At 68.2% G+C, this 14,031-nt stretch carries 13 protein-coding genes and 1 tRNA gene; 10 read left to right on the top strand and 4 right to left on the bottom strand.

Annotation, left to right across the window (positions count from 1 at the left end):
• The first annotated feature begins 68 nt into the window (after positions 1 to 68).
• Both AC1DR7_RS04685 and AC1DR7_RS04680 read left to right on the top strand, forming a co-directional pair.
• On the top strand, positions 69 to 1,346 hold the full coding sequence (locus AC1DR7_RS04685) for a YihY family inner membrane protein (RefSeq protein WP_256774994.1): 1,278 nt from the start codon (positions 69 to 71) through the stop codon (positions 1,344 to 1,346).
• Positions 1,343 to 1,918, top strand: a complete 576-nt coding sequence (locus tag AC1DR7_RS04680; RefSeq protein ID WP_256774995.1) for a TlpA family protein disulfide reductase — start codon at positions 1,343 to 1,345, stop codon at positions 1,916 to 1,918. The genes AC1DR7_RS04685 and AC1DR7_RS04680 overlap by 4 nt, the downstream gene beginning before the upstream one ends.
• A gap of 14 nt (positions 1,919 to 1,932) precedes the next feature.
• Here AC1DR7_RS04680 and ppk2 read toward each other — a convergent pair whose 3' ends face one another.
• From ppk2 to hemA, 4 genes are read right to left on the bottom strand one after another with little or no spacing between them, the layout of a single operon-like run.
• Positions 1,933 to 2,715, bottom strand: coding sequence for a polyphosphate kinase 2 (gene ppk2, locus AC1DR7_RS04675; protein WP_457318517.1), 783 nt, complete (start codon positions 2,713 to 2,715; stop codon positions 1,933 to 1,935).
• A 51-nt stretch (positions 2,716 to 2,766) separates the two neighbouring features.
• Positions 2,767 to 4,470, bottom strand: coding sequence for an O-linked N-acetylglucosamine transferase, SPINDLY family protein (locus AC1DR7_RS04670; protein ID WP_457318518.1), 1,704 nt, complete (start codon positions 4,468 to 4,470; stop codon positions 2,767 to 2,769).
• Positions 4,471 to 4,472: 2 nt separating this feature from the next.
• Positions 4,473 to 5,558, bottom strand: coding sequence for a peptide chain release factor 1 (gene prfA / locus AC1DR7_RS04665; protein WP_457318519.1), 1,086 nt, complete (start codon positions 5,556 to 5,558; stop codon positions 4,473 to 4,475).
• Positions 5,536 to 6,819, bottom strand: a complete 1,284-nt coding sequence (gene hemA / locus AC1DR7_RS04660; RefSeq protein WP_457318520.1) for a glutamyl-tRNA reductase — start codon at positions 6,817 to 6,819, stop codon at positions 5,536 to 5,538. Before hemA ends, prfA begins: the two co-directional genes overlap by 23 nt.
• A gap of 64 nt (positions 6,820 to 6,883) precedes the next feature.
• On the opposite strand from hemA, the gene AC1DR7_RS04655 reads away from it, so the two are divergent.
• The 8 genes from AC1DR7_RS04655 (at position 6,884) to ychF (ending at position 13,811) form a co-directional block, all read left to right on the top strand.
• Entirely contained in the window at positions 6,884 to 8,581 is a 1,698-nt protein-coding gene (locus AC1DR7_RS04655; protein WP_457318521.1) for a tetratricopeptide repeat protein, read from the top strand.
• Complete coding sequence (gene lolB / locus AC1DR7_RS04650) at positions 8,578 to 9,240, top strand: lipoprotein insertase outer membrane protein LolB (RefSeq protein WP_457318522.1); 663 nt, start codon at positions 8,578 to 8,580, stop codon at positions 9,238 to 9,240. The genes AC1DR7_RS04655 and lolB overlap by 4 nt, the downstream gene beginning before the upstream one ends.
• Positions 9,237 to 10,106, top strand: coding sequence for a 4-(cytidine 5'-diphospho)-2-C-methyl-D-erythritol kinase (gene ispE / locus AC1DR7_RS04645; RefSeq protein WP_478051306.1), 870 nt, complete (start codon positions 9,237 to 9,239; stop codon positions 10,104 to 10,106). Before lolB ends, ispE begins: the two co-directional genes overlap by 4 nt.
• Before the next feature lie 9 nt (positions 10,107 to 10,115).
• A tRNA-Gln gene (locus AC1DR7_RS04640) sits at positions 10,116 to 10,192 on the top strand.
• A 133-nt stretch (positions 10,193 to 10,325) separates the two neighbouring features.
• Positions 10,326 to 11,285, top strand: a complete 960-nt coding sequence (locus AC1DR7_RS04635; protein ID WP_038692467.1) for a ribose-phosphate diphosphokinase — start codon at positions 10,326 to 10,328, stop codon at positions 11,283 to 11,285.
• Between the two features lie 108 nt (positions 11,286 to 11,393).
• Positions 11,394 to 12,008 (top strand): 50S ribosomal protein L25/general stress protein Ctc, encoded by a 615-nt coding sequence (locus AC1DR7_RS04630; RefSeq protein ID WP_256775003.1) that lies wholly within the window; start codon positions 11,394 to 11,396, stop codon positions 12,006 to 12,008.
• 80 nt (positions 12,009 to 12,088) lie between these two features.
• Complete coding sequence (pth, locus tag AC1DR7_RS04625) at positions 12,089 to 12,667, top strand: aminoacyl-tRNA hydrolase (RefSeq protein WP_457318524.1); 579 nt, start codon at positions 12,089 to 12,091, stop codon at positions 12,665 to 12,667.
• A gap of 52 nt (positions 12,668 to 12,719) precedes the next feature.
• Positions 12,720 to 13,811, top strand: coding sequence for a redox-regulated ATPase YchF (gene ychF, locus AC1DR7_RS04620; protein ID WP_088434937.1), 1,092 nt, complete (start codon positions 12,720 to 12,722; stop codon positions 13,809 to 13,811).
• The last annotated feature ends 220 nt before the right edge of the window (positions 13,812 to 14,031 follow it).

The raw sequence follows: 14,031 nt of genomic DNA, 5'->3' as shown, positions 1-14,031 counted from the left end.
TGGGACCAGCGGCCAGTATGGCGATGCGATGCAGTCCCGCACACCCCTCTTCGGGTACCCTTGCGCCGATGGAACCCCTTGATACCGTCAATCTCTGGATGGAGCGCCTGCGTGATCGCGCGCGTGCCGCCAGCTTCGGTCGCTTCCTGTGGCGACGCTTCCTGGACGACCGCCTGTTCCAGGCGGCCGCCTCGCTGGCCTACACCACGGTGTTCGCGCTGGTGCCGCTGGCCATCGTGGTGTTCGGGGTGCTCTCGGCCTTCCCGGTGTTCGACCGCTGGAGCGACCAGCTCAGCGACTATGTGTTCTCCAACTTCGTGCCCAACGCCGCCCGCGCCGCCGAAGGCTACCTGCGTCAGTTCTCGGCGAGCGCGGGGCAGCTCACCGCGGCCGGCTTCATCGCACTGGTGGTGTCGCTGTTGATTACCCTCAACAGCGTCGAGCAGACCTTCAACCAGATCTGGCGGGTCAATTCCGGGCGTCCCAAGCTGACCCGCTTCCTGGTCTACTGGACCGTACTTACCCTGGGCGCGATGCTCGCCGCCGCCTCGCTGGCGGTATCGGCGCGGGTGTTCGCGCTGCCGTTGTTCGGCACCAGCGAAGGCCGCTGGCTGGCCAATTTTTCGCTGACCGTGGCGCCGTTCCTGATCGAGTTCGTGTGCATCATGCTGGTCTACCGCGTGGTGCCGCACCACGTGGTGAAGTGGCGCCATGCCATCCCCGGCGCGATCCTGGCCGCAGTGATGCTCGAGCTGGTGAAGTGGGGCATGGGCGCCTACCTGGGCAGCTTCCAGTCTTACCAGAAGCTCTATGGCACGGTTGCGTTCGTGCCGATCCTGCTGCTGTGGATCTACCTGTGCTGGGTCTCGGTGCTGCTGGGGGCGTCGCTGGCCTCCTCGATTGCCGCCTTCCGCTACCAGCCGGCCGACCTGCGCCTGCCCACCGGCTATGAGATCTACGGCCTGCTGCGCCTGATCGGGCGCTTCCAGCAGGCGCGCCGCGATGGCCGCAGCCTGGACGATGACGAGATCCTGCGGCTGGAGCCGATGCTGACCGATTCGCTGCTGCAGACCATGCTCTGCGACCTGGAGGCAATCCGGGTGGTGCGCCGCGACGAACGCGGCGAGTGGCTGCTGGCGCGCGACCTGGACAAGCTGACCCTGGCCGATCTGTACGAAACCACCCAGATGCGTATCCCGATCCGCGAGGCCTACCTGCCGTATCGCGACGACAGCCTGGGCCAGGCGTCGGTGCTGGCGCTGGACACCCTGCGGCTGCCGCTGCGTGAACTGCTCAAGCGTCGCGTCAGCGACATCTATTCCATTCCCGGAGACACGCCCCCATGACCGTCAAGCCCCTGCTGCTGGCCATGAGCCTGCTGGCGCTGGCCGCCTGCAACAAGCCCACCGCGCAGCCCGATGCCGCCGCGCCAGCCCCCGCAACGCCGCCCGCGCCCGTCACCGAACCGGTGGCGCCCGCGACGGCCGAAACCGCACCGACCGACCGCAAGACCGTCGAGCGTCCGACCCTGACACTGCCGGCGCTGGATGGCAGCACCTACGACCTGGCCGCGCACCGCGGCAAGTGGGTGGTGGTGAACTTCTGGGCGACATGGTGCGCGCCGTGCCGCAAGGAGATGCCGGAGTTGTCGGCACTGCATGCCATGCGCAGCGAGATCGAGGTGGTGGGCCTGGCCTTCGAGGACATCGAGCCGGCGGAAATGAAGGCGTTCCTGGACAAGCGTCCGGTGACCTATCCCATCGTGATCGTCGATACGTACAACCCGCCGGAAGACTTCGCCATTCCGCGCGGGTTGCCGCTGACCTACCTGATCGCACCGGACGGCAAGGTCGCCAAGGAATTCCTCGGCCCGGTCACCGCGCACGACATCGAAACCCGGATCGCGCAGGGCGGCTGACGCCGCCCCCGGCGTCAGTCGGGCAGCGGATACGCCTCGATCGGCTTCAACACGTCGAAGTGCTCCTTGTGCAGCTTGCCCTTCAACGGCGGCAGGGCGAGCTCCGGCTCGTCCACGCGGGTGTCGGGCAGGCGGTCGAGCAGGTTGCGGATCAGTCCCAGCCTGCCGCGCTTCTGGTCATTGAAGTCCACCAGTGTCCACGGCGCTTCCTCGCGATGGGTGGCGCGCAGCATGGCCTCGCGCGCTTCGGTGTACGCGCTGTACTTGCTGCGCGATTTCAGGTCCACCGGTGACAGCTTCCAGCCCTTGAGCGGGTCGACATGGCGCTCGGCGAAGCGCTTTTCCTGCTGCGCCTGGTCCACGCTGAGCCAGTACTTGAACAGCAGGATGCCGTCGTCGATCAGCAGTTTCTCGAACACCGGCGTCTGCGCCAGGAAGGCGTGGTACTCGGGCTCGCTGCAGTAGCCCATCACGTGCTCGACGCCGGCGCGGTTGTACCAGCTGCGGTCCATCAGCACGATCTCACCGCCGGCCGGCAGGTGCGACACATAGCGCTGGAAGTACCACTGCGTGCTCTCGCGGTCGGTGGGTTTGGGCAACGCCACCACTCTGCACTGGCGGGGGTTGAGATGGTCGGCGATGGCCTGGATGGCGCCGCCCTTGCCGGCGGTGTCGCGGCCTTCGAACAGCACCAGCACGCGTTGGCCGGTGTGCTGCACCCAGCGTGCCATGGCGATGAGTTCCAGCTGCATCGGTTCCAGCAGGGCCTGGTAGTCCTTGCGTTTGAGCTTGCCCATCGGCGTGCCTCGGTCGTTCACAGGAAAGCCCGAGCCTAGCGCAGCGGTGGGTCAGGGCGTGTGTTCGCCCTGCCAACCGCGTTCGCGCGCCATCGTCTCGACCGCGGCGCTGAAGTCACCGGCGAAGCCGGCCATGTCGAACAGCCCGCTGTCGACGCGGCGCTGCGCCAGCTCCGCGCGAAGTGCCTGCAAGGCCGCCGGATCGTTGCCGAGTGCGATGGCGGTGGCGACGAAGGCGCGGTCGTCGGCGACGTTCATGCGCGCCAGCCCCAGGTGATGGTTGAGGCTGCCGGCCACGCGCGCGGCGAAGGTCGCACCCGGGCAGGTCAGCACCGGGCAGCCGGCCCACAGCGCGTCCGAGGCGGTGGTGTGGGCGTTGTAGGGGTGGGTGTCCAGGAACAGGTCGGCCAGCGCATAGCGGGCCAGGTACTCCGGATGCGGCAGCTTGGGCATGAACACCAACCGCGCCGGGTCCAGCTGCGCCTGGCGTGCGGCGCTGCGCAGGCGCGCATCGGCATTGCCGGGACCGGACAGCAGCCACAGCACGCTGCCGGGTACGCCCTGCAGCACCGCGAACAAACGCTGCACGCTGCGCGGATTGAGTTTGTAGCTGTTGTTGAAGCAGCACAGCACCACGCCGTGGGCCGGCAGCCCGCAGGCCTCGCGCGACGGCGGCGGCTGCAGCATTCGGGTGTTGTCCGAGGGCTGGAACGCGCGCGGCAGGCGTCGCACGTCTTCGCTGAAGCCGGCGTCCAGCGCGGGCGGCAGCACGAAGGCATCGGCGAGCAGGTGGTCGATCCACGACGCGCCGGCGGTCCCGGGGTAGGCCAGCCAGTTCACCTGCACCGGTGCCGGACGCATCGCCAGCACCTGCGGGGTGCCGCCGCCGCCCCAGCCGCGCAGGTCGAACAGCACATCGATGCCGGCCGCGCGGATGCGCTCGGCGATGCGCTGGTGCGGCAGTGCGCCGATCTCGTGCAGCTGGGTGGCCGCGGCGTGCAGGCGCGCGCGGATGCGGCTGCCGTCGTCGCCATTGAGCGCGAACAGGTGCAGCTCCAGTGTGCCCAGCGCGCGCAGCTGCTCGAACAGGGCCACGGTCAGCAGCCCGGTCGGATGCGCGCCGAAACCGTTGGACAGGAAGCCCACGCGCAGGCGGCCGTGCGCGCGCACCGTGGCGGCGGGCAGCGGACGCACGTCGGCGGCAATGGCCGCCGCGCGTTGGCGCGCGCACGCCAGTTGTTCGGCCGCGCTGCTCTCTTCGCTGAGGAAGGCGAACGGCTCCACCGCCGCCTGGCCCTGCGCGACCGCCTGGCGGACCTGGGCCGACAGGCGGTCGATATCGCGCCAGTCGCAGAGACGGCGCTGCCAGTTGAGCAGGTGTGCGCTGATGTAGGGTTCGCCGGGCAGCAGCATGTGCGCATGGCGATACGCATCGGCGGCCGCTTCGGGCTGGCCGGCGTCTTCCAGTGCATGGCCCAGCCACAAGGCGATGCCCGGGTGCTGCGGGGCCAGGTTCGAGGCCTGGCGCAGCAGCGCGGCGGCCTCGTCGTGGCGGCCCTGCATCCAGCGCGCGCGGCCCAGCCGGGCCAGGGCTTCGGGATGGTCGCCGCGCAATTGCAGTGCACGCGTGGCGGCGTGTTCGCCGGCGGCGATGTCGCCCGCTTCCAACTCGGCGTCGGCCAGCATCACCCAGGCGATGAAGTCGGTCGGCTGGTGTTGCACCGCCAGGCGCAGCTGCTGCCGGTCCGCCTCCATCCTCAGGTACCCGCCGCCAGCTGCGCCAGTTCGTCGGCCTGGTGTTCGTGGATCAGGCGCTCGACCAGTGTGTCCATTTCACCGGCAATGATGTTGGGCAGGTCGTACAGGGTCAGGCCTTCCACGCGGTGGTCGGTGATCCGGCCCTGCGGGAAGCTGTAGGTGCGGATGCGCTGGCTGCGGTCACCGCTGCCCACCTGCAGGCGACGGCTCGCGGCGGTGGCGGCGGCCTGCTTGCTGCGCTCGGCATCCAGCAGCTGCGCCTTGAGGCGCTTCATCGCCTTGTCGCGGTTGGCGTGCTGGCTGCGCTCGGTCTGGCATTCCACCACCACGCCGGACGGCACGTGGGTGATGCGGATCGCCGATTCGGTCTTGTTGACGTGCTGGCCGCCGGCGCCGGACGAGCGGAAGGTATCCACCCTCAGGTCGGCCGGGTTGATCACGATCTCGTCGACCTCGTCGGCCTCGGGGATGATCGCCACGGTGGCGGCCGAGGTATGGATGCGGCCCTGCGATTCGGTGGCCGGTACCCGCTGCACGCGGTGCGTGCCCGACTCGAACTTCAGCTTGGAATACGCGCCACGCCCGACCACGCGCGCCACCACTTCCTTGTAGCCGCCATGTTCGCCGGGGCTGTCCGATTCGATCTCGACCTTCCAGCCCTGGCGCTCGGCATAGCGGGCATACATGCGGAACAAATCGCCGGCGAAGATCGCCGCTTCGTCGCCCCCGGTCCCGGCGCGCACTTCCAGGAACAGGTTGCCGTCGTCGCGCGGATCGCGCGGCACCAGCAGCAGCGCCAGGTCCCGGTCCAGCTCTTCCAGCCGTTGCTGGGCGGCGGTGATTTCTTCTTCGGCCAGCTCGCGCAGGTCCGGGTCGTTGCGCATCGCTTCGGCGGCGGCCAGGTCGGACAGGGCACGGGCCTCGTCGGCCAGCGCGGTGGCGATCGGCTGCAGCTGTGCGAATTCGCGCGAGAACGCGCGGAAGCGGTCGTTGTCGCTGACCACCGAGGGGTCGGCAAGCAGGCGTTCGAGTTCTTCGCGGCGTTCGGCCAGCGCTTCCAACTTACGGCGCAGGGTCGGCGTCATCGGTCTTCACAGGAGGGTGTTGATAGCCCGGCTTGGCCGGGAACAGGCGCTCGGCGGCGCGGGTCAGCTCAGTATCGCCGGTCAGCGCGGCCGCGCGCAGCGCCGCGGTGGGCGGGTGCAGCAGGCGGTTGGTCAGGCCGTGGGCCAGCAGTTCCAGCACGTCCTCCGGCGATTTGCCGTGGGCCAGTTGCTGGCGCGCCTTGTCCAGCATCTCCACGCGGGTCGCCTCGCCATAGGCGCGCAGTTGCAGCAGCGGCGCCTGGTGGGCGCTGGCCTGCAGCGTCTCCACGAAGCGGGCGACCTGCAGTTCGATGATCGCCTCGGCTTCGGCGGCGGCTTCGCGGCGGCTGCGGCGGTTGTCTTCGACCGCGCGCTCCAGGTCATCGACGGTGTACAGGAACGCATCCTGCAGGTCGCCCACGCCGGCCTCGATGTCACGCGGCACGGCCAGGTCGAACAGCAGCATCGGTTTGTGCTTGCGGGTCTTGAGCGCAGCGGCGACGTGCGCGCGGGCGATCACCGGCTGGCGCGCGGCGGTGGCCGAGAACACCACGTCGGCCTCACCCAGGTGACGCTCCAGTTCGCTCAGCGGCAGCGCCACGCCGCCATGCCGGCTGGCCAGGTCCTGCGCATGGGCCAGCGTGCGGTTGGCCACGAGCAGGCGCCGCACCTTGCCTTCGCTGAGGTGGCGCGCGGCCAGCTCGATGGTTTCCCCCGCGCCGACCAGCAGCACGGTGGAGTCTTCCAGCCGCGCAAACGAGTTCTGCGCCAGGCGCACGGCGGTGGAGGCTACCGAGACCGGGTTGGCACCCACCCGCGTATCGGTGCGGGCGCGCTTGGCCACCGAGAAGGTCTGCTGGAACAGCCGGTCCAGGCGCTGGCCGAGCAGGCCGTGGTCGCGCGCGGTCGCCCACGCGTCCTTGACCTGGCCCAGGATCTGGGGCTCGCCCAGCACCATCGAGTCCAGCCCGGTGGCGACCCGGAACAGGTGGCGCACCGCGTCGGCATCGGCATGCTGGTAGAGGTACCCGTGCAGCGCGCCGGCGTGGGATTCCAGCCAGTGCGCCAGTGCCTCGCCCGATTCGGCCACCGCGTACAGCTCGGTGCGGTTGCAGGTGGACAGCAGCACGGCCTCGGCCACCTGTGGCGTATCGCGCAGCGACGCCAATGCCAGGGGCAGGGCGTCGCCGCCAAAGGACGCGCGTTCGCGCAGTTCCACTGGCGCGGTCTGGTGATTCAGTCCGAGCACCCACAGGGTCATTGTTCAGTTGCTTGCGATAAGCTGCTGGCCATTCAAGTCGTCATTTTAAGGCCAGAAGCCCCCGATGCCCGCATTGATTCGCATCTCCAGCGTTCTGCTGCTGTCCTTGTCCGCCGCCAGTGCCCTGGCGGCCCCGGCCACGGTTCCCGCCACACCCCCGTCCGCCAAGGCCAAGGTGGCCGAAACCGCGCCGCTCACCCCGGTGATGGCGGGCGAGTTCGCGCTGCAGGCCGGCAAGCTCGCCGACGCCGCGCGCTGGTATCTGGAGGCGGCCGAGGCCGGCAGCGACGATGCCGGGCTGGCCGAGCGGGCCACCCGCATCGCCATGCTCGCCGACGATGACAAGCGCGCCGCCCGCGCACTGGCGTTGTGGGAAGCCCGTGCGCCGCGTTCGCTGGCCATGCGCAGCGCCGCCGCCGCGCTGGACATGCGCCAGAACGATGTGAAGGCCGCCCGCACCGAACTCGGTGCGCTGCTCAAGGACCCGGACCCGCGTGGCTGGAAGTTCGCCATCGCCGCGCTGATCGGCGGTGGCCGTGATCCGGCCGTGCCGGCGCAGGTGCTGGGCGGCCTGGTCGATGACAACGCGATCCCCGACCAGCTCGAGGTCTGGCAGGAACTGGGGCGGCTGGCGATGCGCATGGAACGGCCGGACCTGGCCAAGCGCATGGTCGATGAAGTGGTCAAGCGCTTCCCCAATGAACCCCGGGTGGCGCTGTTGAATGCCAGCCAGCTGGCCCAGGCCGGCAAGCAGGACGAAGCGCTGGCGCTGCTGCACGGGGTGGAACCCCGGAGCCGCCAGGATCCGGAGCTGCGCAACGCGCTGGCCATCGCCTACGACAGCATGGGCGATGCCCGTTCGGCCGCGCGCGTGCTGGCGGTGGGCCCGCAGGATGTGCAGACCTGGGGCATGCGTGCCTCGCTGCTGGCCAAGCAGAAGGACGATGCCGCGCTGCTGGCCCTGTATACGGATCTGTCCAGGCAGGCGGCCAAGCCGGATCCGGCGCAGCGCCTGCTGCTGGGCAAGATCGCCGAGTATCTGAAGCGCCCGGCCGAGGCGGTGGACTGGTACCACAGCGTGCCCGGCGGCGATGAACTGGACGAGGCGCGCCTGCGCGCGGCCAATGCGCAGTACGAGGCCGGGCGCACGGACAAGGCATTTGCCGAAGTCCACACGATCCAGTCCGATGCCAGCGTCGATGACGACGCCCGCCGCGATGCCTACCTGCTGGAGGCCGAGCTGCGCCAGCGCGGCGAGGACCTGCCCGGCGAACTGGACGCCCTGGCCCGTGGCCTGGCCGCGTATCCCGACGAGGGCGCACTGCTGTACGCGCGCGCCCTGGCCTGGGAACGCCGCGACGATGTGCCACGCGCCGAAGCCGACCTGCGCAAGGTGCTGGTGACCGATCCGGAAAACGTGGCCGCGCTCAATGCGCTGGGCTACACCCTGGCCGACCGTACTCAGCGCTATCAGGAGGCGCTGGAGCTGATCGACCGCGCCCGCGTCGCCGAGCCGGACAATGCGGCCATCGTCGACAGCTACGGCTGGGTGCTGTATCGCCTGGGCCGCAACGAAGAGGCGTTGGTGCAGCTGCGCCGCGCCTGGACCCTGGCCAAGGACCCGGAGATCGCCGCGCATGTGGGCGAGGTGCTGTGGGTGCTGGGCCGCAAGGAAGAGGCGCGGCGTTTCTTCGACGAGGCACGCAAGCTGGACCCTGACAACCGCGCCCTGCAGCGCGTGATCGAGAAATACGGCGTATGAACCTGCAGCTGCTCAAGGCCGGCGCCGCGCTGGCGATGGGGCTGACGTTGTCGGCCTGTGTGTCGCTGGACGAGCGCAAGGCCCCGTCCGCCCCGGCCGTGGTGACGACCGTGTCGGCGCAGGCACAGCAGGCCGAAGCCGCCCGCGTGGCAGCGCTGCGCACGCAGCCGCAGTGGTCGTTCCAGGGCCGCGTGGCGATCAACAAGGGGCGCAATGGCGGCAATGGCCGCATCGACTGGCAGCAGCGGGAGCGCCAGTACGTGGTCGAGCTGAGTGCGCCGGTGACCCGCCAGAGCTGGAAGCTGACCGGAGACAGCCACCACGAAGGGGGTCGCCTGGAAGGTCTGGACGGCGGTCCGCGGGAAGGCGAGGACGCCCAACAGGTGCTGTTGGATGCGACCGGCTGGGACATCCCGGTCAATCAACTGCCGGACTGGGTGCGTGGCCTGGTGGCCGATGACACCGCCCCGGCCGAGCAGGTCGAGCGCGATGGTGATGGCCGTCCGCGCCGGGTCGTGCAGATGGGCTGGCAGATCCAGTACCTGGACTGGTACCCGGCCGAAGGCGATCGCCCGGTGCTGCCGCGCCGGATCGAAGCAGTCAACGGCGATGCCAAAGTGCGCCTGGTAGTCGACAGCTGGGTGCTGGGCAGCCCATGAGCGGCCTGGACCTGAATGCGGGCTGGTCGCAGTGGCCGGCCCCGGCCAAGCTCAACCTGTTTCTGCACATCACCGGCCGCCGCGCCGATGGCTACCACCAGCTGCAGACGGTGTTCCGGCTGCTCGACTGGGGCGACCGGATCCGGCTGCGGGTGCGTGAGGACGGGCGGATCCAGCGTGACGGCGCGTCGGTGGCAGGGGTGGCAGAAGCCGACGACCTGGCCATCCGTGCAGCGCATCTTCTCAAGAATGCCGCCAATGTCGGCCAAGGTGCCGATATTGGTGTCGAAAAACACATTCCGGCCGGTGGCGGTTTTGGCGGGGGATCGTCCGATGCGGCCACCGTGCTGGTCGCACTGAACCGGCTGTGGAACGCCGGCATGGACGTCGATGCCCTGGCCGCGCTGGGCCTGGAGCTGGGCGCGGACGTACCGGTCTTCGTGCGCGGGCACAACGCCTGGGCCGAAGGCGTGGGCGAGCAGCTCACCGCGATCGCGCTGCCCCCGGCCTGGTTTGTACTGGCCGATCCGGGGGTGCACGTGCCCACGCCGCGACTTTTCGCGGATCCGGATTTGACGCGAGACGCCCCAGTGGCGAAAATAGCGGACTTCGCTTCCGGGTCTTTGCTCGGGAATGCGTTCGAGCCGGTATTGCGCCGCCGCGAGCCCGCCGTAGAGGCAGTGCTTGCGACGTTGAGCAGGATCGGCCGGGCACGACTCACCGGGTCGGGAAGCGGTTGTTTCGTCGAGTTCGCCACGCGCGCTGCTGCAGAGCAGGGCCTGGCGCGGTTGCCGAAGGAACTGCGGGCATGGGTAGTGGCGGGCGTGGAGCGTTCGCCGTTGCTTGATGTACTCGAGCGTTATTGATTTTGATGCAGGGGCGTCGCCAAGAGGCCCAAGGCACCAGGTTTTGATCCTGGCATTCGGAGGTTCGAATCCTCCCGCCCCTGCCACTTGCGGATATCAGCCGCGTTCCCATGCGCACGCCTGCGCGGGCACGGCCGATGTCTCGCGGTGTTGTCACCGCAGACACTCCAGGGTGCCGGCGGCCGAGTTCTCCAATCGCTCCCGCCCGAGACCGTCATGATGCAAGATCACCCCAACCTGCTGGTATTTTCCGGCAACGCCAACAAGCGCCTTGCGCAGAGCATCTGCAAGGAACTGGGGGTGCGGCCGGGCAAGGCATTGGTGTCGCGCTTCTCCGATGGTGAAGTGCAGGTCGAGATCGAAGAAAACGTCCGCAAGCAGGACGTGTTCGTGATCCAGCCGACCTGCGCGCCCAGCGCGGAAAACCTGATGGAGCTGCTGGTGCTGATCGATGCACTCAAGCGCGCCTCGGTCAACAGCGTCACCGCCGTGGTGCCGTACTTCGGCTACTCGCGCCAGGATCGCCGCATGCGTTCCTCGCGCGTGCCGATCACCGCCAAGGTCGCCGCCAAGATGTTCAGCGCCGTCGGCGCCGACCGGGTACTGACGGTGGATCTGCATGCCGACCAGATCCAGGGCTTCTTCGACATGCCGGTGGACAACGTGTATGCCTCGCCGCTGCTGCTCGCCGATATCTGGCGCGCCTACGGCACCGAAAACCTGATCGTGGTGTCCCCGGACGTGGGTGGCGTGGTGCGTGCACGTGCCGTCGCCAAGCGCCTGGACGATGCCGACCTGGCGATCATCGACAAGCGCCGGCCGCGCGCCAACGTCTCCACCGTGATGAACATCATCGGTGACGTCGAAGGCAAGACCTGCGTGATGGTCGATGACATCGTCGATACCGCCGGCACCCTGTGTGCGGCTGCCGCAGCGCTGAAGGCGCGTGGCGCCCTGAAGGTGGCCGCGTATTGCACCCACGCCGTGCTCTCGGGCCCGGCGGTGGACAACATCAACAACTCCCAGCTCGATGAGCTGGTGGTGACCGACACCATCCCGCTGCGCGAAGAGGCGCGGGTGTGCAGCAAGATCCGCCAGCTCAGCGTGGCGGAAATGCTGGCCGAGACGATGCGCCGCATCGCCTTCGGCGAATCGGTCAGCTCGCTGTACGTGGATTGATTTTTTTCCGGCCACCGGCAACGGTGGTCGGGTCCCGGGTACGTCTGGTCGCGGACGTGCCCTCATTCGCCAAGCCCTCGGGCAAGGCACCAACTGGTAGTCAATACAATGTCCAAGACCCATGAAATCAAGGTCACCGCTCGTGACGTGCAGGGCAAGGGTGCGAGCCGCCGCCTGCGTCACGCCGGCGTGATCCCGGCCGTCGTGTACGGCGGCGAAGCCGCGCCGATCAACATCAACCTGGACCACAACCAGATCTGGCTGGCCCAGCAGAACGAGTGGTTCTACTCGTCCATCCTGAACCTGAACCTGGACGGCCAGGTCACCAAGGTGCTGCTGCGTGACATGCAGCGCCACCCGTTCAAGCAGCTGATCATCCACCTGGATTTCCTGCGCGTGAACGAGAACGAGGCCCTGACCGCCAACGTCCCGCTGCACTTCATCAACGAAGACACCTCGCCGGCTGGCAAGGCTGCCGACGTCGTGGTCACCCACGAACTGAAGGAAGTGACTGTCACCTGCCTGCCGAAGGACCTGCCGGAGTCGATCGACGTCGACCTGAGCGAGCTGAAGGCTGGCGACGTGGTCTACCTGTCGGATATCAAGCTGCCCAAGGGCGTTGAGATCCCGGCCCTGGCCCAGGGCAAGGACCATGACGATGCGATCGTCACCGCCAAGCACGGCAAGGAAGACGCTGCCGACGAAGCGCCGGCCGCAGAGTAAGGTATTGCGGCGCCTGTCCTCCGGGGCAGGCGCCGTTTCTGTATGTACCGGCACAGGGCGGGTACCGACGAAGAAGAGTGATGACAGGATTGCGATTGATCGTTGGTCTGGGCAACCCCGGACCCGAGCACGCCCAGACCCGGCACAATGCCGGGTTTCGTTTCATTGACGCCCTGGTCGCACAGGCCGGCGCGCGTTGGAGCGTGGACAGCAAGTTGTTCGGCGAGACCGCCAAGGTCGACATCGCCGGGCAGGCGGTGTGGCTGCTCAAGCCCGGCACCTTCATGAATCTCAGTGGCAAGTCGGTTACTGCCGCACAGCGTTTCTGGAAGATCGAACCGGAACAGACCCTGCTGGCGCACGATGAGCTGGACCTGCCGCCCGGCGTGGCACGGCTCAAGTTCGACGGCGGCCATGGCGGCCAGAACGGCCTGCGCGACACCATCCGCCTGCTGGGCCACGGCCGGTTCCACCGCCTGCGCATCGGCATCGGTCACCCCGGTCACAAGGACCGCGTGGTGCCGTGGGTGCTGGGCCGCGCGAGCAAAGAAGACGATGTGCTGATCGGCCACGCCATCGACGATGCGATCGACGTGCTGCCGCTGGCGGTATGCGGCGATTACAGTGAGGCGATGAAGCGCCTGCACACCCCGAAATAACCACGGTGTACCGATCCACGGTCGGTACCTACCACCCCAGAGGCTGTCAAAGATGGGTATCAAATGCGGCATCGTCGGTCTGCCCAACGTCGGCAAATCGACCCTGTTCAATGCGCTGACCAAGGCGGGCATCGCCGCGGCCAACTTCCCGTTCTGCACGATCGAACCGAACGTCGGCATCGTGCCGGTGCCGGACCCGCGCCTGAACGAACTGGCCGCGATCATCAACCCGCAGAAGGTCATCCCGACTGCAGTGGAGTTCGTGGACATTGCCGGCCTGGTCGCCGGTGCCGCCAGTGGTGAAGGGCTGGGCAACAAGTTCCTGGCCCACATCCGCGAGGTGGACGCGATCACCCACGTGGTGCGCTGCTTCGAGAACGCCGACGTCATCCACGTCAACAACAAGGTCGACCCGCTGTCGGACATCGATACCATCGATACCGAACTGGCCCTGGCCGATCTGGACAGCGTCGAAAAGGCGCTGAATCGCGCCGAGCGCGCCGCCAAGGGCGGCGACAAGGAAGCGGCCGCGCGCAAGCCGGTGCTGGCCAAGCTGCAGGCTGCGCTGGCCGACGGCAAGGCCGGTCGTACCGCCGGCCTGGACGAGGAAGAGAAGGCGCTGGTCCGCGACCTGTTCCTGCTGACCCTCAAGCCGGTGATGTATATCGCCAACGTGCTGGAAGACGGCTTCGAGAACAACCCGCACCTGGACGCCGTGCGCGCCCGTGCCGCCGAGGAAGGCGCGCAGGTGGTGCCGGTGTCGGCGGCGATCGAGGAAGAGCTGTCGCAGCTGGACGACGAAGACCGCGACACCTTCCTGGCCGACCTGGGCCTGTCCGAGCCGGGTCTGAACCGCGTGATCTACGCCGCTTACCAGCTGCTGGGCCTGCAGACCTACTTCACCGCTGGCGTGAAGGAAGTCCGCGCCTGGACCGTGCGCAAGGGCGCCACCGCGCCGCAGGCCGCCGCGGTGATCCACACCGACTTTGAGAAGGGCTTCATCCGCGCTGAAACCATCGCCTATGACGACTTCATCAAGTACAAGGGCGAAGCCGGCGCCAAGGAAGCCGGTCGCCTGCGCCTGGAAGGCAAGGAATATCGCGTCCAGGAAGGCGACATCCTGCATTTCCGCTTCAACGTCTGATCGCATCGCCGGTTGATGCCTGCAACGCCCCGCCTTGAGCGGGGCGTTTGCGTTGGTGGCGCGCGATCCCGTGCGCTGGATAAAAAATCACCACTGCTGAGAATGCCCGGCAGGTGGGGCTCTGCACCACTTGTCCACAACAAACGCCCATCGCTCTCCACCTCCCATGTGGAAAACCTGGCCCGGTGGCGCCGGCCGTTGGCCGGCAACCACGCAATCC

Source organism: Stenotrophomonas sp. P5_A9, assembly GCF_056400525.1.
Note: the sequence above shows the minus strand (reverse complement) of the source record. Positions and strands in the feature narration are given on the sequence as shown.